The organism is Paenibacillus periandrae (assembly GCF_022458865.1).
GTDB classification, from domain to species: domain Bacteria; phylum Bacillota; class Bacilli; order Paenibacillales; family NBRC-103111; genus Paenibacillus_S; species Paenibacillus_S periandrae.
Map to the genome: position 1 here is coordinate 357,567 of NZ_JAJNMU010000007.1, position 24,658 is coordinate 382,224.

The following is a 24,658-nucleotide window of genomic DNA, read 5'->3' on the forward strand; positions in this document are numbered from 1 at the left end:
ATAATACTCCAACTTGAAACTGTCAGTTGTTCTTCCTTCTCAAAAATCATGATTAGTAGCATCATAATAGTTGCTACGCAGATCCATTTTGCATGATTTACCGCTTTAGGTAACATACTTGGATATACCACCCCTTACTACAGGAGGTTCTCCAAAATGGAAAAAAATTATACCATTCCGCCAAATTGACTGCAAACACACCTTATTCAGCTTGTATTTCAATCACAAATAAGCAATTATGACCATTGACAAAAATTTATTTTTGTGGTATAATTTATTATTTTATTATTGACTACTCTTTTTCGATTCACTATTATGATACATAGAGTTCATTGTCTTCGCGACATAACCTGGAGGTGAACGGATGAGCAATGAATGGGTGTGGGACGTTACTGTTCGATCTGTGGAACGGGAAGAAATCTGTTTTGCCCCAAACAGCGATTGGCAGGTACAGGCACAGGGCTTCCGACTACATTTTAACACGGTGCTGCCAAATCTACGTACTCAAGATCAAATTTTGGTTTCCGTTGGTGAATGGGATACACCTACCTGGGCAGCTTTTATCGGAACGGCAGTAGAGTGCAGTCCTGAATCCATCCTGCTGTATACGAGCCCCCAATATGAGTCCCGTCTATGGAACGCACGTCGGATCGAACGCACTTTCTCACCGCTCATGTCCATCAAAGGAGCTCAGAATGTTATCGACAGGTTGGGCTTATTCCCCCCGTTTCATTACGATGAAATTACGAAGGTATGTATGGATGCCGAGGAGCGGAGTAACATACCGATGAATCTGTCCGTGACGATCAGGCATACATCCACAGGCGGGCTGGAACAGCATATTGATTTTTATTTTGCAGACATCCAGCAGGAGAACGTAACCCCCGCCGAGGAATGCAACATTTGTTTGCAGCTGAGTTTCAAGTACGAAGGCGAATGTATTCGCGTCCAGCTGGATGCCGTGTCCGGGTTTGCAGCATCATTTCTATGCCACAAAATTGCTGTCCAATTACAAGACACATAGTTCTTCATTATATGATTGGAGGGATACTATGAAAATAGCAGCAGGAATAGCGATGCTCGAAATTTCAGCAGTAGTAATGGGGAAGCTCGACACCATTTATCCCACACTTTTATGGGACCATCAGTCAGCCATATTGGTAGATACAGGTTATCCGGGACAGCTTCCCAAATTTCGTGAAGCTCTAGAGCAAGAGGATGTGTCCTGGGATCGGCTCAATCATATTATTATTACGCATCAGGACCTGGATCATATCGGAAGCTTGGCCCATATATTAGCAGACAGCCCCCAAACCATTACAGTCTCCGCCAACAAGCTGGAACAGCCGTACATCCAAGGCGAAAAACAATTATTAAAAATTACACCAGAAGCTATCGAGCTTGCTGTCGCATCCTTACCAGCCGAGGTTCCCGAGGAATGGCGCAAAGCATTCAGATCAGCTCTTGAAAATCCACCAAAAGCTCAGGTCGATACCATTATTCAAAATGAACAGGAGCTGCCTGACTGTGGAGGTATTATCGTTATCGATACTCCCGGCCACACCCCCGGACATATCAGCCTGTATCACAAAACGAGCAAAACCTTAATCGCAGCCGATGCGCTGGTCGTTATGGATGGACAATTACAGGGTCCGACTCCCGAGCATGCGCTCGATTACGAATTAGCCATACAATCGCTGAAGAAGCTGGAATCATTTGATATAGAGAATGTTATTTGCTACCACGGAGGGCTGTACCAAGGAAGCGATATTAATCAGCGAATAAAGCAATTGGCAAACGACTAAGCATATACAAGCGCCAACAGAAACACAAAACGGACCAGCTCCCTGAAGGATTGGTCCGTTTAGCTTTATTAATCAATAACCTTGCTGCGAATAGCTTCTTCGATCATCGCTACTACACTATCCAAGCTCTGAACACCCAGGTCACCTTCACCGCGTTTACGGACAGATACACTGGAGCTGTTCATTTCATTTTCCCCTACAACGAGCATATAAGGGATCTTCTCCAGCTGCGCCTCGCGGATTTTATAACCCAGCTTTTCATTACGCAAATCGGATTCAACGCGAACACCAGCCAGCTGAAGCTTTTCTTCGACTTTCTTGGCATAATCTTCAAATGCAGTTGAAACCGGAATAACCTTAGCCTGAACCGGAGAAAGCCAAGTCGGCAGTGCACCGGCAAAGTTCTCAAGCAGGAACGCAGTCATCCGCTCCATAGTGGAAATTACGCCACGGTGGATAACGACCGGACGATGCTTTTGACCGTCCTCACCCACATATTCAAGCTGGAAGCGCTCAGGCAGCAGGAAGTCGAGTTGAACAGTACCGAGAGTCTCCTCTTTTTTCAATGCAGTCTTGATCTGCACATCCACCTTCGGTCCGTAGAAAGCCGCTTCGCCTTCTGCTTCAAAGTAAGGAATATTCAACTCCTCAACAACCTCTTTGAGCATACGCTGAGACATTTCCCACATGGCATCATCGTTAAAGTATTTTTCGGTGTCTTTAGGATCACGGTAGGACAACCGGAAACGGTATTCCTTGATACCAAAATCCTCATAAACCTGACGGATCAAAGTAATAACCCGGCTGAACTCTTCCTTGATCTGGTCGGGACGACAGAAAATGTGAGCATCATTCAAATTCATTGCACGCACACGGTGCAAGCCTGTCAGAGCCCCTGACATTTCATAACGATGCATCATCCCAAGCTCGGCCACACGAACCGGCAGATCGCGGTAGCTGCGCATATCGCTCTTATAGATCATCATATGATGCGGACAGTTCATCGGACGAAGCACCAGCTCTTCATTGTCCATAATCATTTTGGGGAACATGTCTTCCTGGTAATGCTCCCAGTGTCCAGAGGTTTTGTACAGCTCTACATTGGCTAGTACAGGCGTGTATACGTGCTGGTAGCCAAGACGCTCTTCCAGATCGACGATATAACGCTCCATAGTGCGACGCAGCTTGGCTCCTTGCGGCAGCCATAATGGCAGGCCTTGTCCAACCTCACGGGAGAAGGTGAACATTTTCAGCTCTTTACCCAGCTTACGGTGGTCGCGTTTCTTGGCTTCCTCCAGCAGATGTAAATGCTCATCCAGATCGGATTTTTTTAAAAAGGCTGTTCCGTAAATACGTTGAAGCATTTTATTCTTTGCATCACCACGCCAGTAAGCTCCTGCAACGCTAAGCAGCTTGAACGCTTTAATACGACCGGTTGAAGGCAAATGCGGGCCGCGGCACAAGTCAAAAAACTCGCCTTGATCATAAATGGTCAGCACAGAATCCTCAGGCAAATCACGAATCAGTTCCAGCTTTAAAGGATCTTCCATTTCAGTAAATATACGAATGGCTTCCTCACGACTGACCTCGCGACGACGAATCGGGAAGTTCTCCTGAGCTACCTTTTCCATTTCCTTCTCGATCTTAGTCAGATCCTCTGGTGTAAGCGGCGTTTCCAAATCGATATCATAATAAAAACCATCCTCAATTACAGGACCGATACCGAGTTTTACAGCCTTTTCACCATAAATACGTTTGATCGCCTGCGCCATCAGATGCGCTGTACTATGACGATACACTTCAAGTCCGCTCTCGCTGTCCAATACGATAATTTCCAATGCAGCATCCTGCGTGATAGGTGTGTTCAAGTCAACTGATTTGCCATCAATTTTGCCAATCACTGCATTTTTCTTCAAACCTGAGCTGATCGAGCCGGCTACCTCTTCTATCGTAGTCCCTTGCTCATACTCCCTAACCGCTCCGTCAGGAAATGTAACCTTAACCGCCATTGATTTGACCTCCTAAAAGTTTTCGTAGAAAACTTACTTCGTAAGCATCTACCCCAGTTTTCGTAGAAAACTTACTTCGTAAGCATCTACCCCTGTTTTCGTAGAAAACTTACTTCGTAAGCATCTACCTTTTTAGACAACAAAAAAAGCGCATCATATCCCGTAAGGGACGAGAGCGCTTGGTCACGTGGTTCCACCCTAGTTCAATTCGTCCATAGGCATAACCCCATCTGAACGAATCCTCATAAGCATCCAATAACGGGAATGAGCCGGCCATATTTACTTACGGATCGTCCATAATCAATTCATTCAATCCGTGTTCCATATCGCAACTACAAAGGGGTAAATGAATGTCGTTAACCGAAGGAGCTTGCAGCCAATGTCTCCTATCTCTGTACAGCACGGCAATCATCGTTGTCTTTGATTCTAGTCTTAGCTCTTATTATAATCCGATACCGCAAAACGGTCAAGATTATGACATAATCCGCAATATTCGCACAGTTCAACACGATTTTCAAAAATCTGCGAAATCGTTTGAATAATTTGCAGGTCCGGTTCTCGGGTATGGATGTATATCAATTGCGGCGATACGGATATGAGCGTACTTACGATCAAATCTTCGAAATTAACATCTTTTTCCAGAAGCTCCATCGTCAAGGTAGCATTTGTTTCACTGGTATCTATAGCTTCCATGTGGTCGTTAAGCAGTTCAAATTCATTGCCGCCTTTATGTATCAGGTGTGCAAATGGAATTTTTGCTTCCTGGATGTATACAAAATATTGCAGCAGTGAAATAAACTCCTTGTACTGCCGATCCATCAAAAACTCATCTACGGCGTATTCCACAATTTCACGTAACTCCTGCATGTAATCATTGAAGCGGAAACGCATAAATCCATCAAGATTCAAATCTTTGCAATCCTTCAGTACAACAAATAACTGCTGACTCACCTTATGCTTACGACGTGTCCGCATTTCCTGCTGCTCTGGATTATCTTCACTTAACTCCGGCTTGAGATAACTCAAAATATCCTTGATATCTTCTACTTTTCCGAAATGAAATTCATCGATAATAAGCTGTCGAATCCGTTGTTCTTCCTCATCCTGAACGACCCAATCCGCTACTGTCTCAGCAGCCAATTGATACAACGCGTCTATTTGGTGTTTTGTGGAAAAACGGGTTCTGTTCCCAACTGCTTCGATCACGGTATACTCACGATAGCTCGAAAGCTTAACCGAAGCATCCTCCTTGTATGTTTTTCTCAAAGCCGCCGCTAACCGATTTTGTATCTGATTTATGGATGAATCGGGGGTTTTCATAAGAGTAAAGGCGAATAGCTTCATCTCATCCACTCCTTTCTTTCACACTTCTCATGTTAAAGTATATGGTCCCTCGCAGGCATATATACAAACAACAATTTCCCATGGTATAGTTAAGAAATCAGAAAAGTGTAATTAATGGAGTGACTGGAAATCATGGGTTTTGATTTATTCCAATTAATTGATCTACCACGATGGAATCGAAAATTATTAACTGGATTTTGGCTAATTATCGCCTTAGCTATCTTCTCAACGTGTGTATACGATATCATTGCCTGGTTTACCACCTCCCTCGCTATCGTCCCCATTATAACCCTGAATACTTTATGGCTATGCCTTGGCTTGCTAGTCATTGAGGCCGTTCACAAATGGACCAAGAGAGGCAAGGACTACATTGTTATAATCGGAGCTGCCTTTATTTCCAGCGGACTGATCTACTCCTTTCCCCACGTCAACACCTTATTGACTACTTTGTTTCTTCCCATTCTCGTATCGATCTTTTATTTCCAAACCAGCAAAGTGGTGTTTTCTTATTTGCTCAGTCTGTCATGCTTTTATGGGCTATATGCCATATTGGATAAACAAACCACATGGATCATCTCGGATATAATCGCGGTTACAGGAGTACTGTTGGGAGGATTAGCAGTAGCACTTGGAATTATGAGCCGCGGTAAGGAGCTGCTGAAGCATCTTCAATCATCGTTGGAATCAGGCCAAGACCTGCTAGTTCGTAACGTGATTATGGACAAGCTGGCCAAAACCGATGCACTGACTGATCTGTATAATCATATGTCGTTTCATGAATATCTGGATAAACTGATCGAGCAGGGTGAACGGTATAACTTTTCCTTTCAGCTCGCATTGTTGGACATAGACCATTTTAAAAAAGTAAATGATACATATGGCCACCGCGCAGGAGATGCTGTGTTAAAAAAGGTAGCATTGACCATAAAAACGATGGTTTCCCTGAACGATTTCCCTGCCCGCTATGGTGGGGAGGAATTCGCTATTATTTTTACCGATATGGATTTGCAGGAGGCTACTCTAAACTTAGAGAACATTCGTAAACAAATTGCCGCGCAGCCCCATGAAGAGCTGAATGGACAAGCTGTAACGATTAGTATCGGCGTCTACGATTTTCAAAAAGGGATTACGAAAGAAATGCTGTTCAAGGGCACTGACGAAGCTCTGTACGAAGCCAAAAGAAGCGGTCGCAATCAAACTATTATTTGTACAGGTCACAAAAAGGCAACGGTCCAGTAATTGCTGGAGATCGTTGCCTTCCTTTTTGTTCATCACAGGCCCTGCTTGTATCATCTATAATACTGAACGACCTCATTAGTAACAGCAACCAGCCATGCCACACATGAATAAAAGCCAAATAAAAATAACGCGACTTGCATAGTCTCGTAGCAACGATAACATATGTAGAATGAGATAAGTGCAAAAATGAAATACAGAACAATCATTTTTATCTTGTCTCCTTGGCTTAAACCCTGTAATAGCAACCATGAATCCTGTCTACAATATATGTATGCTATTTTTTACAAGATTCTACACAATAAGTGATATCCCTGCAATTTGACATAAATTTAAATAACTTTAATTAACAAAACCCAGGTTTAACAAGTATTACACATGATTTACTTGTTTAGTTTTCAAATCCAAGTTTCTGCATCAGACTATGAATGAAGTCTGATTTTGCATCCGCATATGCCAACTTGTCCGCCCCATATGTCACGGACAGCTTCTCCTTGAGCTCTTGATACGCCTTGCGGTCGCTGGCATTTTGATTTAAATATTCTTTTAATGCCAATTGCTTTTTTAGATGTTCGCTGCCGGTTTGGAATAGATGAATCTGATGAGTTCTTGGCTCACCTTTGCTGAAATAATGTCTTTCTGGAAGGATGCTTGTTCCCTTATATGAGTAGCCGATCTTCTCCAAGGCAGGGACGCATCGTACTCCATCTTCGAACTTCATAACCTCGATTGCAATATCTATGATCGGCTTTGCACTTAAATCCTTTACAGCCGTGCTTCCAATATGATGAATTGCTAAAGGACACTCACCCAATACGGATTGTATGGTCTGTTTCTCTAATAGAAATTCCCTTTCCCATTGTTCTGTCCATGGGACTAGAAAAACCTTGCCTTTAGGTAAGCCCAGCATGTTTTCAACTCCTAGACTCTTTCTTTTACCTTAGTATTCCTATTGTATCATCTGGATTGTCGCCACGTACACCTCTGGCCATACGACAAATAACGCTTATCCATACTAATCCTCCTAAATGCACTTAAAACGCGGTAAAGACACTATTTTAGACTATCGATCACTAGCTCTTCATACCAAATGACCCTGGAAATAATTTCTGAAGTAACTCCCCATTGCTCAAATGCCGATCTACTCCTAATGGCACGATAAATATAGAGTACCGCCAAAAAAACGCGGAAAACGTTAGCTAAGCAATTCGTTGCATTATAAACGAGCTCTCCCTTTCTCTACAAGAGGCTCATGCTCATCAAAAATTTGTAGAACATAGCTTCCCTCTTAAAGAGCGAACGAAACAACAAGAACAAATGGCCGGGCTGATCAGATCAAATTATACATATGTAAGCTCATACTGGAATACCGAATTTTTGTATATCATGAATTTGTTATTTGACAAACTACCTACTAGATGGTAGGTTATTATTATGAAAAATTTATCTACTACCCATGATGACATTCTGGCTTGTGCTCGTAATCTGATCGTTGCTGGTGGCTACAACAGTTTCAGTTATGCCGACATCGCGGATGTGGTCGGGATTCGTAAGGCGAGCATCCATCACCATTTCCCAAGCAAAGTCGATCTGGTCCGAACGCTGGTTGCGCGGTATCGGGAAGAAGCTGAGGTGGGGATGACGAATCTCGAACTTCAGGTATCCGATCCGCTCGAACTGCTTCGGTTCTACACTGGTTATTGGGAAGCCTGCATTGCGGACGCCAGCGCTCCGATTTGTATCTGTGCTCTGTTGGCAAGTCAACTCCCCGTCCTGCCCGAGGAAGTTGGCCTTGAGGTCCGGGCACATTTCCGCTCCCTGTCGGCCTGGTTGACATCCGTATTGGAGCGCGGTGCGCGGCACGGGCAACTTCAACTGACGAGCACCCCTCGTGCCGAGGCCGAAGCGTTCATGGCGGCGGTTCACGGCGCTATGCTTTCGGCGCGGGCCTATGGCGATCCGAAGATATTCGGCGTCGTGACAGGCCCACTCTTGGAGCGACTCGCTTCACGCATCCCTTGTGATGAAAGCCGCGACGGCGATGGTTGCAATCATGATGATCAAGATGAAAGGAGATCGACTTGACTACCGTAGCTTAACCCGTCTTGAAAGCAGGCTGCACACTACTGAGGATAAGCTCGCTATTTACGAACAAATCGCATCATATCGGCCAAGTGCCGATACAGGGCACACCGACTACACATCGTTAGTCTAAAATGAGTGCGGCGTATTTGACCGCGGTCCGACGCTTGAAGGCGAGAAGGCAATTGCCGCGTTCAAACAGAGACCCGAGCATGCTGTCAGCGGCTAGCATCGGCTCGCGCCAATCTATCGACACAAACAGAACAAATTACCCTTGTCCTTAAGGACTGGAAGGAGACAACTATGTTTGGAATTTCACCACTTGGCTGGGTGCATACGCTCAGCAGCTTGCCCGCCATTCCGCTGGCTATATATATGCTTGCTCGCTACGGACGGATTGTGCCTCGCTCAAAGCCCGGTGTCGTCTACTTCATTTCAATGCTGATCGGCGCTACCACAGTATTCCCAGTCGCACATCAGCCGGCCAGCTATGGCATTGGTGCGGCAACGATCCTGCTGCTGCTCGCCGGATACGGCATCGGGCGTATTTCGAGATTTAGACGTTCGGGCAAGTACCTTGAAACAATCTTCCTCAGCCTGACGGCGTTTCTGCTGATGGTACCGACCGTTTCCGAAATCTTGCGCCGTGTTCCAGACGGCCACCCCTTAGTCACCGATCTGAATTCGCCTATTCTTCTTGGCTGTCAAGCCCTTCTCTTCATCATTCTCATCGTTGGCTTGACAGCTCAAATCATCCATTTGCGCAGGCAAGACAGGCTTGCGGCATTCGCTCCGCCAGCCGAAATGTATGCCGAATGATTTGGGCGGGCAGATAAAGCGGCTATGGCGTACAACACCGATGGTCGAACGTTAACTAGAAAGGAGGAGTCAAACATGTCATTAACTCAAGCTTTAGCGGAAGCCAGACAGGGATTTATCGCGCATACCCCTTTGGAGATTCAAACGAAGATGTTCCGTCAGATCCGGGAGCTGCAGGAATCCGGTATTGCTTATGGCCGGCAGGAGGGGCAGAAGGCCAAGGATTTTATTCTCAAGAATGCTTTGGGAGAACCGGTTAACCTTTTTGATGAACTGTCCAAAGGACCTGTTGTCCTGACTTTCTACCGGGGCGGATGGTGCCCGTTCTGCAACACTCAGCTTAAGGCCTATCAGAAGCTACTTCCAGAGATCGAAGCCCTTGGGGGCCAGTTGATCGCGGTCAGCCCGCAAAGCCCGGACAACACGCTTTCCCAGCAAGAGAAAGAAGAGCTGACCTTCCAAGTGCTTAGCGACACAAACGGTCTCGTGGCCGCTATCTATAACATCCTTTACGACATTCCGGATTACATCCAGGACATTATGAAACAAATGGGCATGGACCTAGCGGTATACAACGCGACGAACCGCTGGATCCTACCGATCCCTTCCACCTTTATGATTGACGAATCTGGCATTATCCGTTCCGCCCACGTGAATCCGGACTTTATGCAGCGATTGGATCCGGAGAATATTCTGCATGAATTGAGAAAGCTTTAATTATTGACTCAATAATTCTTGTCTCTTGACAGAAAAACACCACCATACTACCGTTCGGTATACGGCGGTTCATGAGATATTACGTAATGACTTGTATCTGTCCGCTAAGCTCTCAGTCCATTGGATTTTCAGTATTGGTTATCCAATGCGCGTTGCAAAATCGGGCTTCCTATCTTTCGCCAATACCCTTTTCGTGTATTTCCCACTCAAAGGCTTTATTCCTGGGCATTCCTAGGGATATAAGCCTTTTGATTTTGGTTTTCGGTTTCTTCCATTGTTTCCAAAGGCACAACTCGGAAAACTGCGATTGCTTGCTGTAGCATGCGGTCTGTCACGTTGGGTATACCTAACATCCTGACGTCTCCGCCATTCGACCCGACTTACAGGGATAGGTTCGTAGGTTCCTTCTTCTATCGCTTGTCGTAGGGTCAACCAGTTTTGTTTGATGTGTTCGCTTAAGGATTTTACGGACATGCCATCTACGCCGTGGCTTCCTTTGTTTGCTTCCGCACGACAAAGAACGCTTATCCATACTAATCCTCCTTCGGATTTAATATTAGATAAGCGTTGTAGTTCATACATGCACTTAACGCGGTAAAGACACTATTTTGTGTCGTTCATACACGCTAAATTACCTATGAAGTTTTCACCCTATTGTCACCGTATCATCCCGTATTTCCCTTTATCAAGCCTCTAATTCTGCATCACAAAATCAAAATCGATTTTTTCGTTGACATCATCGAACATACGCAGAATTTCATATTTCGTATTGCGCTGCGCAGGGATTTTTCCTGCCTGACGGATAAGGTCAAGTGTCGATCCGATGTTCACCTTATGTGTGGTGCCTGCCGCGGATACGACATTTTCTTCAATCATCGTGCTTCCAAAGTCGTTGCATCCATAATGGAGCGATTGCTTGCCGACCTCCGGACCCATCGTCACCCAGGACGATTGGAAATTCGGGATATTATCGAGCATGATTCGGCTGATCGCGAGATTTTTCAGGTAAGCCTCGGGACCCAGCTTTTCACCCTTCATGTTGGTGTTGTCTGGCTGGAATGTCCAGGAAATAAAGGCCAGGAAGCCTGGTGTATTCCAACCATTGGAGATACAGAGATCTTGTCCGTCACGGACGCGCAGCAAGTGCGTAGCACGCTCCTCAGACGTTTCACCGAAGCCAATAACCATAGTAGCCGTGGAATGCATCCCGATGCGGTGTGCAGTTTCCATTACGTCCATCCAATCACGCCAGGAGCCCTTCAGCCGACTGATTTTTCTACGGGTACGATCATCGAGAATTTCAGCTCCGCCGCCTGGCAGGGAATCCAGACCAGCCGCATGCAGCTCACGAATGACCTCTTCTAGCGTCAGACCGTCCGAGACATCCTTCATTTTCATAATTTCCGCTGGTGAGAAGGAATGCATCGTAATATCGAAACGTTTCTTGATCTCACGTAGCAGATTCGTATAGTAAGTGAAAGGCAGATTCGGATTTGTTCCGCCCTGCATTAATATTTCCGTACCTCTGACATCCAGCGTTTCCTGGATCTTTTGAAAAATCGTTTCATCCGGCAGCACGTAGCCTTCCTTGGAGCCAGGCGCACGGTAGAAAGCACAGAAACGGCAGTATACATCACAGATATTCGTATAATTAATATTTCGACCAATAACAAAAGTAGTGATTGGATCTGGATGGTGCTTTAACATGATCTGATTGGCGGCATGGCCCATCTTTTCAATCTGATCGGATTCATATAAGCTTACACAGTCTTCCAGACTGATTCTGTTTCCCGCGACAGCACGATCAAGGATGTGGTCTATGGAACTCATTCTCTGCTCACTCCTTTTGAGGTTTTATCATATAACTATCGTATCACAATAAAAAAGTCCCGTCATTAAAAAAGAGCCTGTGAACGGGCAAGCAGTGCTTACCATTCACAAACTTTTCATAGTCATGATTATGCTATTACGCTGCATATTTGGCGGTTTTGCTGGATTTTTTCCGTAATAGAACGGCATTGCAGCATACGCTCCTGATAAGCAACGATCGGTTCAGGTCTTGCAAAATAAAACCCTTGTCCCATATGCACATGCATTTCATATAAAATATCTGCTTCTCCTTGACTTTCTATACCTTCGGCTATAACCTGACAATTAATATTCTCCGCAAATAACAGCAGCGCGCGAAGCAGATACTGCTTTACCACGAGTTGATCTATATTTTGAATGACGGATTTATCGATCTTGATGATATCGGGTATAAGCTCGGATATCGATTGCAAGCTGGAGTAACCAGCACCCGCATCATCCACAGCGAACCGAAAGCCATGCGAACGGTAGTGCGCCATCAAAGCGCCCATGTAAGCAAAATCGCGAATCGAATGACGCTCTGTGATCTCCAATATAATCTGCGAAGCCGATATATTATCGTAAGCCGACAAAACCGTTAGAAGCTGATTCAAAAATAAAGGATGACATAACGTCACAGGAGTTACATTAATGAACACCTGTTCGCCGATGCCACGTTTACTTATTTCCTCGAAAGCTTTTTTCATTACAATAAATTCCATTTTGGACAATAAATCAGCTTGATAGGCAAAATCAAAAAGCTCTGTTGGTGTATGAAATACCGAATTCAACGGGCCGCGTGTCAATATCTCCCATCCAAAAATTTCACCGCTGTTCAAACTCATTATCGGTTGAGCCAGCACAGTGATTTTTTCCAGTTCAATAATATCAAGCAGCTCTTGTCTGGACTTGGAAAAGTGTGCAGGCAGCTTCTTTGTCGCAATGGCTAATGCATAATGATAAGAGCTGCGAATCGCGGCTTCTGTATTTTCAATATCCATTTCTATGATATGGCATCCGATTTGAAACGAATAGATCGTATCCTCTTTCGGTCGCATGGGAATGCGCAGGCTCTGCTCCAGCTCCTGCCGCATTAACAGTGCTTTGCGCTGCAAATCGTCAAAGCTAAAGCCAGGATACTCCTTAATAAACATGCAGAAGTCATCGCTTGCAAACTGTTTGATGCCTAGAAGGTCAGAGCTTTGGAAGTAACGGGGTAGTATTTCGAGCAGTTTTTCACGCACAAGCTTCTGCAGATTTTGAATATAGGGATATGGATGAGTGGCAAATAAGTGGTGAAACTCCTCCATATAAAATAAAAGCATACCGATGGACTGCCCTTTTCGACGGTACTGCTTAATCATCGATACAATGGGATCACGGATAGTAAAGTCTGGGGGGAAGTATTTCAAAGACTTGTTGGATAAAGGAAGAAGGTACAGGTATTTCAATCTTTCTTTCCACTTCTGTAAGGCAGACTGCATTGTTCTCCCCCTCGGACTATGAGTGAAATCATTTAAATGAACTTGTTTTGATCATATCATGAATGAATGCAGGGTGAAAACATAAAAGCAAAAAAATGAAAGCGTTTCTCTACAAATATAAAAAAAATAGCCGATGAATGTCAATTATCATTCCATCGGCTACATGAATTGTCGTTATTCGACAAAGAATAACAACTTCTTTATTATTAGCTGCTGTTTAACTTCTCTGCTATCAGGACCCTTCGATTTCTGCTTGGGCCAAATCAATCGCTCTGGATAAATCCGCAATTAGATCCTCAACATGCTCAATGCCTACAGAATAACGCAGTAAACGGTCGTCCAACCCGATTCTTTCACGTATTTCAACAGGGATATCAGCATGAGTCTGTACAGCCGGGTAGGTCATCAACGACTCCACGCCACCGAGGCTTTCGGCAAAAGCAATCAGCTTAATATGGCGAAGAATCGGTTCGACGTATCTGGCATCCTTTAGCTTAAAGGAGAATATTCCAGTATTACCTGAGGATTGTTTCTTCTGGATTTCATATCCCGGGTGGCTCGTGAGCGCCGGATAATATACAGAATCTACACAAGGGTGCGTCAATAAAAACTCAGCGATCCGTGTCGCATTATATTGATGGCGCTCCATACGAAGGGCCAATGTTTTCATACCTCTCATCAATAACCAGCTGTCCTGTGGACCTAATACAGCTCCAATTGAATTATGTAAGAACGCCATTTGCTCGGATAATTGTTGGCCTTTGGTTACGATCAGACCCGCCAGCACATCGTTATGTCCACCCAGGTATTTGGTCGCGCTGTGAATAATAATATCCGCCCCAAGCTCAATCGGACGCTGAAAGAACGGGGTTAACAGCGTATTATCAACGATTGTCAGCACATTTTTCTTCTTCGCCCAGCTGCACACGAGCTCAAGATCCGTAATCATCATTAAAGGATTGGTTGGTGTTTCAATCACGATTGCCTTCGTATTCGCGGTAAAATGCGACTCCAATGCATCCAGATCATTGGTATCTACGTATGAGGCAGTTACACCAAACCGTGACATGATTTTTTCCAGCAAGCGATACGTGCCACCGTACAGATCCAGGGATACGATCAGATGATCGCCTTGACTGAATAGAGCAAATATCGTTTGCAGGGCCGCCATACCGGAGCTGCAGGCAAACCCCGCATCTCCGGATTCCAGCTCGGCAATCGCATCCTCAAGTACTTTGCGTGTCGGGTTTTTGGTCCGGGAGTAATCGAAACCCGTGCTTTGTCCCAGCTTCGGATGGCGAAACGCCGTAGCTTGGTATACCGGGAAGCTGACAGCACCCGTTACCGGCTCCTCCTGTGAACCGATTTGTGCTAATCTGCTCTCTATTTTTAATAGCTTATCTTGATCCTGCCCGTTGCTCATATACTATACTCCCCTTTATACAAATCGTATGGTGTCTCTTGATATACATAATAGTTCAACCAGTTGGAAAATAACAAATTGGCATGCGCCCTCCACGAAACGAGCGGTTCCTTGGTCGGATCATCATTCGGATAATAATTTTTAGGAACAGCCACTTCCATGCCCTTATTAATATCACGGTCATATTCATACTTCAGCGTACACGCATCATATTCGGAATGTCCCGTAACGAAGATATGCTTGCCGTCCTGCGTAGCCGCGATGTACACGCCTGCCTCCGGTGATTCGGACAAAATCTCCAAGGCTGCAATCTTCTCGATATCCTCTCTGCGAACCTCTGTATGACGGGATTGCGGCACCCAGAACAGCTCATCGAAGCCGCGCAGCAGCTTTACATTTTGCTTGCTCGTTACGTGTGGGAATACCCCGAACATTTTGCTGTCCAATGCATATTTGGGAATTCCAAAATGATGGTACAAGCCTGCCTGGGCGGCCCAACAAATATGCAAGGTCGACGTCACATTTTCCGTACTCCAATCCATAATTTGCTTCAGCTCTTCCCAATAGTTCACATCTTCAAAATCCAACTGCTCGACAGGCGCTCCAGTAATGATCAAGCCGTCAAATCTTTCTTTGCGGACATCATTAAAGGTTTTGTAAAATTGCTCCAGATGCTCGGCTGACGTATTTTTCGAGGTATGTGAACCCGGGTGCAGCAGTACAAATTCCAATTGTACCGGTGTGTTGCCGATTAGCCGCAAAATTTGCGTCTCGGTCGTTTCCTTCGTAGGCATCAAGTTCAAAATAGCGATACGCAGAGGTCGAATATCCTGATGAAAGGCTTCGGTCTCGCTCATCACAAATATATTTTCGTTCAATAAAATTTCTTTGGCTGGCAAGTGATCAGGGATTTTAATAGGCATTGAAATTCACTCCTTCTTGTGTAGTAATCGTTTTTTACGAAAAAGGACGCTAAAAAGACCTTTTCGCGCGAACGAGAAAGGCCTTGTTATTATTAACAATGTCCTCTCTCATCTCTCAGAAGCCGGGTTCGCTTCCGCAAGAATTAGCACCGTGCATTCCACTGTCATATGCTTACGCGATATGCCAAAGGTTTGTCGGTTGCCGGGTGTCATCGGGCTAGTCCCTCCACCTGCTCTTGATAAGAAAAGTAATTTACTATTTTTCTTTATATTATTTACTACAAGCTCATTAAAGTCAAGAGCATCGTATAAATTTCATTTTCACATTTCGGCTAACTTGGAAAGAAGGAGCACCTCCACCAGCATTTTGCATACTGTATCAAGGGCTCAAAAAAACATATTAATTTTATCGTTTCCACCTTGCTGAGCAAGGCATGTAGGTTTATACTAGACAAGTATTCGACACCAATAGCAAAGGGGTGCAACCAACGAATGGACGGAGACCCGACGAGTAGTATCTACGTTCACAACCAACCGAATAGATCGTTAGGAATGCAGTTGGCTTACGCCGCTGATTCTCGTGCGCCCAGCATTACTTTGCCAACACAAGCGTATTTGACGTGGACCTGTGTCCACTCTTTATAAAACCTTGTCTGCCCGGTATAAAGCTGTCCGCATGAAGTTAGCGTCGTTTCTTCCGCCTGTATTTCCTCTCAAGTAAATTATGTGAAGAGGTGAATCAGAATGAAAACACGCTTGGTGCAGGACGGCATTTTCACTTTGGTGGAGGATATTACGACAGCCATGGAAGCGCCGGAACATGGGTTTTACTGGATCGACGCAGATGTCGAGGATTTGGAAATTTTACAACCGCTGTATCACCTTCATGAGCTGGCCGTCGAGGACTGCTTGACGGAAGAGGAACAGCGTCCCAAAATTGAGCTGTACGACTCCAATTATTTTATCGTAGTCAACAGCATTCGTTTTGATGATGAAGAAATTTTCCTGCGGGCTTTGAATATTTTTCTTGGCAAGCATTATATTATAACGGTAACCCGTCAAAAGATTAATGAGCTGCGGGCCCTGAAGCCTGTGCTGTGGGAAGAAGAGGTTGCCTCTGCGGACACTTTTTTATATCACTTAATAGATCTTGTTGTCGATAATTATACCAGTGTAGGCGATCGTATCGAAGCAAAGATCGAGAAGCTTGAAGAAGATATCTTGATGCATACGAAGAAATCCCATTTGAACGAGATTATTGGTCTGCGAAGCGAAATCCTATGGTTGAAAAAGATGCTGGGTCCACAGCGTGATGTGATTTCAACCTTGAATAAAAAAGAACTGAAGCTGATCAGCGATCCGCTCAAAAAATATTTTGGCGATATTTACGAAAATGCCGTCAAAATTTCTGAGACGTTCGACACCTTTCGCGATCTGATGGGCAACTTAAGAGAGGCTTATCAGTCAAGTCTATCCAATCGAGCGAATGAAATTATGCGTATATTTACAGCGCTGACTACCATATTTATGCCACTGACGTTTATTACCGGTATTTACGGAATGAATTTTGAGTATGTCCCCGGTCTTCACTGGGAATATGGCGGGATTGCAGCCGTTATTTTCATGTTTATTATAGGTATGTCCATGTTCATTTTATTTCGCAAAAAGGAATGGCTGTGAGATAAAACGACCTGCTGTTTCTCAAATTGACTCCTGTGCCTGGAACCTTCATTCCAGCGCACAGGAGTTTGTCATACATATAAGTAACCGCTTTGGATGATTTGGATTGCACCCGCTTCACATCCTGTTTTTAAGGGTAATAGGTGGGTATACTATTAACAGAGGTGAGCTTCTATGTTTAATAAAATTATCGTGGCATATGACGGTTCGGAAACGGCAAAAATCGCATTAAATAAAGCAATTGAGATGAAAAAAGTATTTGTGGAGTCAGAATTGGAGGTTGTCCATGTATTCCAGGTCTCCAATTTGGTACTTAATGATGCCGTTATTACCGGCCCTGCCTCTGTCCAAACCGAATTGTATCAGGCAGCAAATGAACTCGTAGATGAAGCAAAGCTGCGGATCTCGAATCTGGACAAGGCCTCCGCTACTTTGTTGGATGGAGGGGCACCGGCAAGAGTCATTCTGGATTACGCGGAAGCTAATCATGCTGACCTGATTATTGTTGGCAGTCGAGGGTTTGGCACCTTTAAGGAAATCCTGCTCGGTAGTGTCAGCTCGGAAATTCTCCATCACGCGAAAATACCGGTGCTGGTTGTTAAATAAGACATACAAAGACAGAGGCCATCTCCATGGAGAAGACCTCTTTTTGCATTTCAAAGTATATTTATATGGTTAGTCACACTGTAAACCTTAACCAGCCTCAATCGCTTGCTCTGCATGTACGCGGCGAAATTTCATACGCAGTACTCTCAGCCACTCGTACATTCGGTCTAATTCCTTGCCTTGCAGCGCCTCCGGTACGTATACAGCCTGCAAAATAGGCTTCAAATAACGATCGCCTTTTTGTTCAAAAGCGGACCATGCCAGCGATTGCTCTTCAGCAGGCACATCATGAAGAATAGCCTCGATATAAGGCTCCATATCATAACCCTCCTTGTCCAGCTCCTCAATCCACAGCAGCAAATCGCGCCGCTCCAGCTGCGTCTGCTCTCTTAATGCATCCAGGCCGTCACCACGGGTAATCGCTTCCAGCAGCTTGCCGCGGATCTCCTGCTTGTTCTCTTGCATCTTGCGCTTACGTCCCTTCTCCTGCTCCAGCCAACCGTTGAATTCGGCAGGATTTACCTGCTCTTCAACCCAATCCAGCGGGAATGGAGTTGACCGCTCCTGGTCCTCGATGATACTGAGCAGCTCGGTTCCATAAGCATTCAATTTATTAACACCCATACCCGGCAGCTGCTTAAGCTCTTCCATTGTGCGTGGCAAATAGACACTGACCATTCGCAGCAGCCTGTTCGTTGCAACCAGAAATGGCGCCTTGCTTTCTCTGCTGGCCTGCTTGAGCCGCCACTGCCGCAGCTTTTCATACAGCTCCTCATTAGCATGAATTTCGCTATAATAAGCAAGCAATTGAATTCTTGCTGTCTTGCGGTCAAGCGCTGTAATTTCCGGCAGCATCGCTACTTCCAGCAACGGCTGAAAACCATCACACTGCTTGGTGAAAATATTGTGACGAAATGCTGCCAGCATATCTTCCCAGCTGTGCCCTTCAAACCATGATTCCTGTACCTGACGACCATCCGGTTTTGTTTCCTGCCAGCCTACGTACCAGCTTCCCTGACTCTCACCTATGGATACCTGCGCACTGACGTTACGATCCTCCGAAACCCGCTTCTCCAAGCTGTTTAAAAATAATAAGTTCATTCGACAGCCCTCCTCTACAAGTTATTTCAAACGCAAAAAAAGCACCCTCCTACATGAGCTGTAAGAGAGGTGCTTCCCCTGACGAATTGAAATTATTACCATACTATCATAAATTGTCCTGCTGTACAACCACAGTGTCATCACAATCATTCGTCAGACAGTCTTTTGACGTCTAGACTAACTTATGTTCAGGCAGCGTCTCAAATTCGGGCACATCAACTATATATAGATTGCCATAACCCGACATATCGCTCGTGAAGAGCACATGCTGGCCATCCGGGCTTAATCTCGGATGCACATGCAGACTCTGTGTATGAAAGCTGCCACGATGCTTGCAGAGAATACGGGGTCCCTGAAAACCGGACCCACCATGCTTCCATAGCTGCAGCGTATCCTGAAGCTGCTGCCCATGATAAGCATTTGTTTGTTGTCCATCCCCAACGACAAGGCTCAAATCATTAGAATGGACATGCATATTTTGAAATGGAAAGCTGTATTCCTCAACATGGCTATTATCATAGTGGACCGAACCGATAATTTTGCCGTTATGATCCGTCAGCGATCCGGTATAGCCATGATATCCGATATGGATACCGTCTTTCATCCAATACTCATGACCCACATATTCATCAGCCTTTGTGTCCCTTACCTTCCAATGACGACCGGAATTCATATCGAACACCCAGATGCGATGATCAATCATATCCCATGGACCTTCATGGCAAAAGGTAAGCAGGTTCGGCTGTGTGGGGGAGGTATTGATATGACCTAACCACAGCTGATCCTCATACAGCTTCTGAACCACGCCACTTGCAGTCGAAACCTCCATAATCATACAATGCGGCTTGGCACTGAAGTACGCTTCGAATCCTGTATAACCGTTGGACATATCCATATGGATACGGCCTGACAAATCCTCGTTGAGACCAAAACACAGCTTATTGCCATCAGAGGTACAGCTCATACTGCCAAACGTGTATCCATCCGGAACCGTGTACAGTGTACGCTCCTTCAGCGTTTGCAAATCAATGGCTACAATCGTCCGGTTATAATAATAATAAGCCTCAAAACGAGTCGGATTGAGAAAAGTCCCCTGAATCCGTGAAGCCAAACCACGCTGCAGATCGGTCAATTGCGTCATTTCGCCAGTGTGCAGATCCATACTGAACAGATTTGTGACATTCCCGCGGTCCGAACCAAAGAGCAGCTTGCCCTCCCCGTAAAAACCGTTATTCGTAAAATAAATATGAAAACTGTGAGAGCGATAATCTGTCAATTGGGTCACGGTTACCCCCGTTATCTGATCCTGAAAGCTACGCCTTTCCGAAGGCCATATTGTTCCTTTAGCTCCACTGGTGAGAACCAATCGGATCTCCCCCTTTATTTTTTAATTGCGGTATAGGCTTCATTCATTTCCTTCGTGTAATCGTCACCACCGCTTTTTTTCCACAGCTCCATATCGGCTTTAAAGCCAGCTTCATCGACCTTGCCGACAATATACTTGATACGGGCGTCCTCTACAATCTGGTCCAGCTGAGCTCCCTTCTGGGTGAAGGTGGCCGAAGTCAGCGGCTCTCCAGGGTTGGACACAATGATTTTCTCATTTTCTTTCATCACGTTGTTTGCCTTAATGCGAAGTGGTGTAGCTGGTGGAAACAAATCAGGCATAATATAAGGAATTTGCAAGGAAATTTGATTCAAGTTTTTGTTATTAATATCGGGAGCCATATTGTCATTAATCGTTAAGAGTGGAGCGAGCTTGCCGTTGTCCATTTTGTAATGCGTGCCTTCAATACCGTAACCGAGCAGAGCCTGCATCTCCTTGTCGTTCGACTTGTCAAAGAACTGCAGAACCTTCTTCAGCTCAGCCTCTGTCTTGACAGCAGATTTGGATATGAGGAATACTCCTGCATAACCGGTCGTCGGTTGATTGTGAAGCCCTGTTGGACCGCTCACAGCGCCAATGACATCTATCGCTCCCTTGGGATCAACCGTCTTCAGCTTCTCGTCGATTTGATAGGATCGGTCCGCCACATCAACAGCAACTCCTGCTTTTCCATTCACTATCGGATCATTCCACTTGGCAGAATCATATACGGCAAAATCCTGATTAATCAGCTTTTCGTCATACAATTTTTTATAAAATTTAAGTGCATCCATATACTCGGTAGTCAGATGGGCAGGAACCAGCTTACCATCCTTCACACCCCACTTATTAGGCGCCCCAAACCAGGTCTGCATAATATCCCATGGACCGGCATATTTGGTCACGACCATGCCATAGGTGTCATCCTTGCCATTTTTGTCCGGGTCCTTGGTAGTAAAAGCCTTCAGCATATTATAAAAGTCATCAATCGTCTTGGGTTCGGCCATTCCCAGATTATCCAGCCAATCCTTACGGTAGGATATACCCATGCGCCCAATAGGACGGGTCGTATAAAGACCATAATACTTGCCATTCACCGAGGTGTTGTTCAATATCGTCGGATTGGCCTTGCTCAGATTCGGATAGTCCTTCAGATACGGGCCCACTTCCCAGAAAGCGCCGCCTTTAATCGCATTGGCAACCGAGGGGAGCTTCACATTCACCACAAAGATAGCCGCAGGCATGGAGCCGGATGCCAACGTAATGTTCATCTTATCCAGGTAGGAAGCATCAGGTACAAACTGCAGATCCAGCTTGGTGTTCGTATATTCCTCTACCTGCTTCCACACTTTACTTTCAGCAGAAGCGTTATCATTGGAATAGCTTTTCAGCATGATGCTGAGCTTGAAAGGCGGCTCTGCCGTCTTGGGGGCATCACCCGGCTTGGCAGTTGATGCAGTTGGAGTTGCGGGAGCACTGGCCGGAGGTGCGGCGGGTGAGCTGCTGCAGCCTGCGATAACACTTACGGTTACAGCCATACTGGTCAAAGCAAACCATGAACGTTGTGGTTGTTGAACCCATTTCATACGATATTTCCTCCCTTTTGGATCGAACTGGAATTACATGCTGAGCTATGAGGATCATCTACCCGAAGCTCTACCCTTTGACAGCGCCCAACAGGACACCCTTGGCAAAATGCTTCTGAATAAACGGATAAACCAATAAAATAGGAACTGTGCCAACAACGACGACGGCCATCTTGATCGATTGATCAGGAGGCTTCACATAAGTCAGATCCATGGTCGACATATCGAGCGAGCCAGAAGCCAGCAAAATCATCTGTCGGAGCAGAACCTGCATCGGCCACATCTTCGAATCACTTAAGTACAGCAGCGCATTGAAAAAATCGTTCCAGTGACTCACTGCATAAAACAGACCAAACGTAGCAATTACCGGCTTCGATAAAGGCAGCACAACCCGCCATAACACACCCAAATCGTTGCAACCGTCCATCCGTGCGGATTCGATCAGCTCATTCGGGATTTCCTGAAAAAAAGATTTGATGACGATCAGATTAAATGCGTTGATCGCGACAGGAAGCATCACGGCCCAGTAGGAGTTGAGCAGCCCGATGTTTTTTACGACCAAATAAGTCGGAATCATCCCACCGCTGAATACCATCGAGAAAATAATCATATTCATCATCACATTTCGACCCAGCATGTTCCTACGCGATAAGCCGTAGGCGAATGTAAAGGTGAAGAACAAATTAACGAGGGTACCCGCTACCGTAATAAATACGGATACCAACAAACTGCGCGGCAAGGTATGATCCTTGAACACGTATGCATAAGCATTAAACGTGATGTTCTGCGGAATCAGAAAAAACGACCGACTGCCGATTTCGATTTCCGATGCAAATGAGCCTGCCACAATATACATAATGGGCAGCATCATGCAGAGCGCCACCAATGCCAGAAACGAATAGTTGGCCATATCGAACCATTTGCCGCCCAAGCTGCTATGCCGCATAGTTGCAACCTCCTTAGCGTTTTCTTAGATAACTATCTTCGTAAGCGTGAACCTTCAAGTTTTCGTAACTCCACCTACATTTTAGTTATGATTAATGAGCGGAGCGACCGGAGTGTTCTGGAGATAGCGAAGCGATGCCTTTGTTCGCTTATTTCTACCTCAAAATTCCTTATACAATGAAGAAATTCGTGAACAACAGCAATCGTAGGAACACTTTGGTCGTGCAGCGAACCTAATCATTACTCCTCAAAATATCCCCGAATGACCAGAACGCTTAGCCAAATAGTTGGACGTGAAAACCAAAATAATACCAATAATAGCTTTAAACAATCCAACCGCCGTACTGTAGCTGAACGCTCCCTGCGTTATCCCGAGCGTGTACACATAGGTATCGAATACCTCAGCCACAGGCCGATTCAGTGCGTTGCTCATCAACAGCACCTGCTCAAAGCCCCGATCGAGGAAATTGCCCATACGCAGAATCAGCAGCACAATGATCGTCCCGCGAATGGCCGGCAGCGTAATATGCCATACCTGACGAAAGCGATTAGCTCCATCCACAATAGCCGCTTCATACTGCTCCTGATCCACTCCCGCCAATGCCGCGAGAAAAATAATCGTTCCCCATCCAACTTCCTTCCACAGGTTCTGCGTAATAATGAGCGGTCGGAACCAGTTCTCACTGGTTAGAAAATCAAACCTGTACCCTGTCAGGCTGAACACCATTTCATTGACAGCACCACCCTCTGTCGTGAGCAGCAAATAGGAAATACTGGCCAGGATTACCATCGAAATAAAATGCGGTACATAAATAATCGTTTGAATGAACCTTTTATACAAAGAGATCCGAACCTCATTTAACAACAATGACAATAAAATGGGCGCCGGAAAAAAGAAAACAAGATCGTATAGCCCCAGCAGCAGCGTATTCCTCACCAGCTTGAAAAAAATCGGGTCCTGAAAAAACTGCTGGAAATTAGCGAAGCCGACCCATTCACTATCAAAGAAACCAATGAAAGGCTGATAGTTTTTGAAGGCAAGCAGAACGCCCCACATCGGAACATATTTGAAAATAAAAAAGTACAGTAGTCCCGGCACACAAAGCAGGAGCAAATATTTATCTCTGCTGAGCTTTGCCAACAGCGGACTTTTTGAAGGAACCTTCACCGCAGCTTGTCCTTGGGCTGCAAGCGAATCGGACCGGGTTGCTTTGGCCATGTGTTTACTCCTTTCAATCGCTATACCACTTAGCTTAGTTGCAGCATAATTTTCCAACAATCAGATTTTTTTGAAATGACCTCATTGCAGATCAGGACATTTTTTCCAATTTTAGATTTTTTAGTTCACTGAGAGCTGGACAGCTTCGGAGTCCTTGCACTTTTCTTATTTTTTAAGACTTTTTTGCAGAGATACGCCAAAAAACCGTCGAACAGACTCGGCTGTGACGGTTTTCAAACTTGGATTATATATCACTAGCGTTGCATTAAACTGATCCATCTCAACAGTTGGAATATTCTGAACAATGTTCGGGCTCAGTTTGCCAAAAAGTTGATCTCCACTTAGAGGTAGCCTGTACATTTGGTATATTATGTAATTTATAGATTTAGGGGATCGATGAAGGGATCAGCAACGTTTGCTTTGCCTTCCTGCCGATGAACGAAGGGGCTTGTAATGAATACGAGC

General features: G+C 45.2%; 21 protein-coding genes, 1 pseudogene and 1 riboswitch. Of the genes and pseudogenes, 9 read left to right on the forward strand and 13 right to left on the reverse strand.

Annotated features, from left to right (window positions below; all coding sequences use genetic code 11):
* Nucleotides 1-364: 364 nt before the first annotated feature.
* Complete coding sequence (locus tag LRL21_RS14135; RefSeq protein ID WP_240416419.1) at nt 365-1,024, forward strand: Imm50 family immunity protein; 660 nt, start codon at nt 365-367, stop codon at nt 1,022-1,024.
* 28 nt (nt 1,025-1,052) lie between these two features.
* Nucleotides 1,053-1,805: an MBL fold metallo-hydrolase gene (locus LRL21_RS14140; RefSeq protein WP_240416420.1), complete on the forward strand. Its 753-nt coding sequence runs from the start codon at nt 1,053-1,055 to the stop codon at nt 1,803-1,805.
* Between the two features lie 68 nt (nt 1,806-1,873).
* Here the strand turns inward: LRL21_RS14140 and thrS are convergent, their stop codons facing one another.
* Together thrS and ytxC are read right to left on the reverse strand one after the other, a co-directional pair.
* The gene (gene thrS / locus LRL21_RS14145) at nt 1,874-3,814 is read right to left on the reverse strand and encodes a threonine--tRNA ligase (protein WP_240416421.1); all 1,941 of its coding nucleotides are present in this window, start codon (nt 3,812-3,814) and stop codon (nt 1,874-1,876) included.
* Between the two features lie 432 nt (nt 3,815-4,246).
* On the reverse strand, nt 4,247-5,134 hold the full coding sequence (ytxC, locus tag LRL21_RS14150; protein ID WP_240416422.1) for a putative sporulation protein YtxC: 888 nt from the start codon (nt 5,132-5,134) through the stop codon (nt 4,247-4,249).
* A gap of 156 nt (nt 5,135-5,290) precedes the next feature.
* On the opposite strand from ytxC, the gene LRL21_RS14155 reads away from it, so the two are divergent.
* Nucleotides 5,291-6,397: a GGDEF domain-containing protein gene (locus LRL21_RS14155; RefSeq protein WP_240416423.1), complete on the forward strand. Its 1,107-nt coding sequence runs from the start codon at nt 5,291-5,293 to the stop codon at nt 6,395-6,397.
* A 388-nt stretch (nt 6,398-6,785) separates the two neighbouring features.
* On the opposite strand, the gene LRL21_RS14160 is transcribed toward LRL21_RS14155, so the two are convergent.
* Nucleotides 6,786-7,304, reverse strand: a complete 519-nt coding sequence (locus LRL21_RS14160) for a GrpB family protein (RefSeq protein WP_240416424.1) — start codon at nt 7,302-7,304, stop codon at nt 6,786-6,788.
* A gap of 524 nt (nt 7,305-7,828) precedes the next feature.
* Between LRL21_RS14160 and LRL21_RS14165 the strand changes: the two genes are divergently transcribed.
* The 4 genes from LRL21_RS14165 to LRL21_RS14180 all read left to right on the forward strand — a co-directional run bounded on the left by LRL21_RS14165 (nt 7,829) and on the right by LRL21_RS14180 (nt 10,012).
* A complete protein-coding gene (locus LRL21_RS14165) occupies nt 7,829-8,479 on the forward strand; it encodes a TetR/AcrR family transcriptional regulator (RefSeq protein WP_240416425.1) in 651 nt (216 codons plus the stop codon).
* The gene (locus LRL21_RS14170; protein WP_240416426.1) at nt 8,460-8,609 is read left to right on the forward strand and encodes a hypothetical protein; all 150 of its coding nucleotides are present in this window, start codon (nt 8,460-8,462) and stop codon (nt 8,607-8,609) included. The genes LRL21_RS14165 and LRL21_RS14170 overlap by 20 nt, the downstream gene beginning before the upstream one ends.
* A gap of 170 nt (nt 8,610-8,779) precedes the next feature.
* Complete coding sequence (locus LRL21_RS14175) at nt 8,780-9,295, forward strand: hypothetical protein (RefSeq protein WP_240416427.1); 516 nt, start codon at nt 8,780-8,782, stop codon at nt 9,293-9,295.
* A gap of 75 nt (nt 9,296-9,370) precedes the next feature.
* Nucleotides 9,371-10,012, forward strand: coding sequence for a peroxiredoxin-like family protein (locus LRL21_RS14180; protein WP_240416428.1), 642 nt, complete (start codon nt 9,371-9,373; stop codon nt 10,010-10,012).
* Nucleotides 10,013-10,314: 302 nt separating this feature from the next.
* Here LRL21_RS14180 and LRL21_RS14185 read toward each other — a convergent pair.
* The 5 genes and pseudogenes from LRL21_RS14185 to metA all read right to left on the reverse strand — a co-directional run.
* Nucleotides 10,315-10,594 (reverse strand): annotated as a pseudogene (locus tag LRL21_RS14185) (hypothetical protein); the annotation flags it as partial.
* 111 nt (nt 10,595-10,705) lie between these two features.
* The gene (gene mqnC, locus LRL21_RS14190; protein ID WP_076236341.1) at nt 10,706-11,842 is read right to left on the reverse strand and encodes a cyclic dehypoxanthinyl futalosine synthase; all 1,137 of its coding nucleotides are present in this window, start codon (nt 11,840-11,842) and stop codon (nt 10,706-10,708) included.
* A gap of 128 nt (nt 11,843-11,970) precedes the next feature.
* Nucleotides 11,971-13,344 (reverse strand): EAL domain-containing protein, encoded by a 1,374-nt coding sequence (locus tag LRL21_RS14195; RefSeq protein ID WP_240416429.1) that lies wholly within the window; start codon nt 13,342-13,344, stop codon nt 11,971-11,973.
* Between the two features lie 232 nt (nt 13,345-13,576).
* Nucleotides 13,577-14,767, reverse strand: a complete 1,191-nt coding sequence (locus tag LRL21_RS14200; RefSeq protein ID WP_240416430.1) for an aminotransferase class I/II-fold pyridoxal phosphate-dependent enzyme — start codon at nt 14,765-14,767, stop codon at nt 13,577-13,579.
* Nucleotides 14,764-15,690: a homoserine O-acetyltransferase MetA gene (gene metA, locus LRL21_RS14205; RefSeq protein ID WP_240416431.1), complete on the reverse strand. Its 927-nt coding sequence runs from the start codon at nt 15,688-15,690 to the stop codon at nt 14,764-14,766. The genes LRL21_RS14200 and metA overlap by 4 nt, the downstream gene beginning before the upstream one ends.
* A 105-nt stretch (nt 15,691-15,795) precedes the next feature.
* A riboswitch (SAM riboswitch) is annotated at nt 15,796-15,936 on the reverse strand.
* Nucleotides 15,937-16,434: 498 nt separating this feature from the next.
* On the opposite strand from metA, the gene corA reads away from it, so the two are divergent.
* Both corA and LRL21_RS14215 read left to right on the forward strand, forming a co-directional pair.
* Complete coding sequence (corA, locus tag LRL21_RS14210; RefSeq protein WP_240416432.1) at nt 16,435-17,370, forward strand: magnesium/cobalt transporter CorA; 936 nt, start codon at nt 16,435-16,437, stop codon at nt 17,368-17,370.
* A 174-nt stretch (nt 17,371-17,544) separates the two neighbouring features.
* Entirely contained in the window at nt 17,545-17,976 is a 432-nt protein-coding gene (locus LRL21_RS14215; RefSeq protein WP_240416433.1) for a universal stress protein, read from the forward strand.
* An 87-nt stretch (nt 17,977-18,063) separates the two neighbouring features.
* On the opposite strand, the gene LRL21_RS14220 is transcribed toward LRL21_RS14215, so the two are convergent.
* The 5 genes from LRL21_RS14220 to LRL21_RS14240 all read right to left on the reverse strand — a co-directional run bounded on the left by LRL21_RS14220 (nt 18,064) and on the right by LRL21_RS14240 (nt 24,193).
* Nucleotides 18,064-19,077 (reverse strand): HRDC domain-containing protein, encoded by a 1,014-nt coding sequence (locus LRL21_RS14220; RefSeq protein WP_240416434.1) that lies wholly within the window; start codon nt 19,075-19,077, stop codon nt 18,064-18,066.
* 172 nt (nt 19,078-19,249) lie between these two features.
* Nucleotides 19,250-20,443, reverse strand: coding sequence for an oligogalacturonate lyase family protein (locus tag LRL21_RS14225; RefSeq protein ID WP_275900728.1), 1,194 nt, complete (start codon nt 20,441-20,443; stop codon nt 19,250-19,252).
* A gap of 14 nt (nt 20,444-20,457) precedes the next feature.
* The gene (locus LRL21_RS14230; protein WP_240416436.1) at nt 20,458-22,029 is read right to left on the reverse strand and encodes an extracellular solute-binding protein; all 1,572 of its coding nucleotides are present in this window, start codon (nt 22,027-22,029) and stop codon (nt 20,458-20,460) included.
* A 70-nt stretch (nt 22,030-22,099) separates the two neighbouring features.
* A complete protein-coding gene (locus LRL21_RS14235) occupies nt 22,100-22,975 on the reverse strand; it encodes a carbohydrate ABC transporter permease (protein WP_240416437.1) in 876 nt (291 codons plus the stop codon).
* 246 nt (nt 22,976-23,221) lie between these two features.
* Complete coding sequence (locus LRL21_RS14240) at nt 23,222-24,193, reverse strand: ABC transporter permease (protein ID WP_240416438.1); 972 nt, start codon at nt 24,191-24,193, stop codon at nt 23,222-23,224.
* Nucleotides 24,194-24,658 lie beyond the last annotated feature (465 nt).

What these genes read in the sequence shown, in the direction of transcription:
- LRL21_RS14220 (WP_240416434.1), bottom strand. Translation starts at nt 19,077, where the DNA reads ATGAACTTATTATTTTTAAACAGCTTGGAGAAGCGGGTTTCGGAGGAT.
- corA (WP_240416432.1), top strand. Translation starts at nt 16,435, where the DNA reads ATGAAAACACGCTTGGTGCAGGACGGCATTTTCACTTTGGTGGAGGAT.
- LRL21_RS14230 (WP_240416436.1), bottom strand. Translation starts at nt 22,029, where the DNA reads ATGAAATGGGTTCAACAACCACAACGTTCATGGTTTGCTTTGACCAGT.
- LRL21_RS14240 (WP_240416438.1), bottom strand. Translation starts at nt 24,193, where the DNA reads ATGGCCAAAGCAACCCGGTCCGATTCGCTTGCAGCCCAAGGACAAGCT.
- LRL21_RS14170 (WP_240416426.1), top strand. Translation starts at nt 8,460, where the DNA reads ATGAAAGGAGATCGACTTGACTACCGTAGCTTAACCCGTCTTGAAAGC.
- LRL21_RS14215 (WP_240416433.1), top strand. Translation starts at nt 17,545, where the DNA reads ATGTTTAATAAAATTATCGTGGCATATGACGGTTCGGAAACGGCAAAA.
- LRL21_RS14135 (WP_240416419.1), top strand. Translation starts at nt 365, where the DNA reads ATGAGCAATGAATGGGTGTGGGACGTTACTGTTCGATCTGTGGAACGG.
- LRL21_RS14165 (WP_240416425.1), top strand. Translation starts at nt 7,829, where the DNA reads ATGAAAAATTTATCTACTACCCATGATGACATTCTGGCTTGTGCTCGT.
- mqnC (WP_076236341.1), bottom strand. Translation starts at nt 11,842, where the DNA reads ATGAGTTCCATAGACCACATCCTTGATCGTGCTGTCGCGGGAAACAGA.
- LRL21_RS14180 (WP_240416428.1), top strand. Translation starts at nt 9,371, where the DNA reads ATGTCATTAACTCAAGCTTTAGCGGAAGCCAGACAGGGATTTATCGCG.
- metA (WP_240416431.1), bottom strand. Translation starts at nt 15,690, where the DNA reads ATGCCTATTAAAATCCCTGATCACTTGCCAGCCAAAGAAATTTTATTG.
- LRL21_RS14195 (WP_240416429.1), bottom strand. Translation starts at nt 13,344, where the DNA reads ATGCAGTCTGCCTTACAGAAGTGGAAAGAAAGATTGAAATACCTGTAC.
- LRL21_RS14160 (WP_240416424.1), bottom strand. Translation starts at nt 7,304, where the DNA reads ATGCTGGGCTTACCTAAAGGCAAGGTTTTTCTAGTCCCATGGACAGAA.
- thrS (WP_240416421.1), bottom strand. Translation starts at nt 3,814, where the DNA reads ATGGCGGTTAAGGTTACATTTCCTGACGGAGCGGTTAGGGAGTATGAG.
- LRL21_RS14200 (WP_240416430.1), bottom strand. Translation starts at nt 14,767, where the DNA reads ATGAGCAACGGGCAGGATCAAGATAAGCTATTAAAAATAGAGAGCAGA.
- LRL21_RS14235 (WP_240416437.1), bottom strand. Translation starts at nt 22,975, where the DNA reads ATGCGGCATAGCAGCTTGGGCGGCAAATGGTTCGATATGGCCAACTAT.
- LRL21_RS14175 (WP_240416427.1), top strand. Translation starts at nt 8,780, where the DNA reads ATGTTTGGAATTTCACCACTTGGCTGGGTGCATACGCTCAGCAGCTTG.
- LRL21_RS14155 (WP_240416423.1), top strand. Translation starts at nt 5,291, where the DNA reads ATGGGTTTTGATTTATTCCAATTAATTGATCTACCACGATGGAATCGA.
- LRL21_RS14140 (WP_240416420.1), top strand. Translation starts at nt 1,053, where the DNA reads ATGAAAATAGCAGCAGGAATAGCGATGCTCGAAATTTCAGCAGTAGTA.
- ytxC (WP_240416422.1), bottom strand. Translation starts at nt 5,134, where the DNA reads ATGAAAACCCCCGATTCATCCATAAATCAGATACAAAATCGGTTAGCG.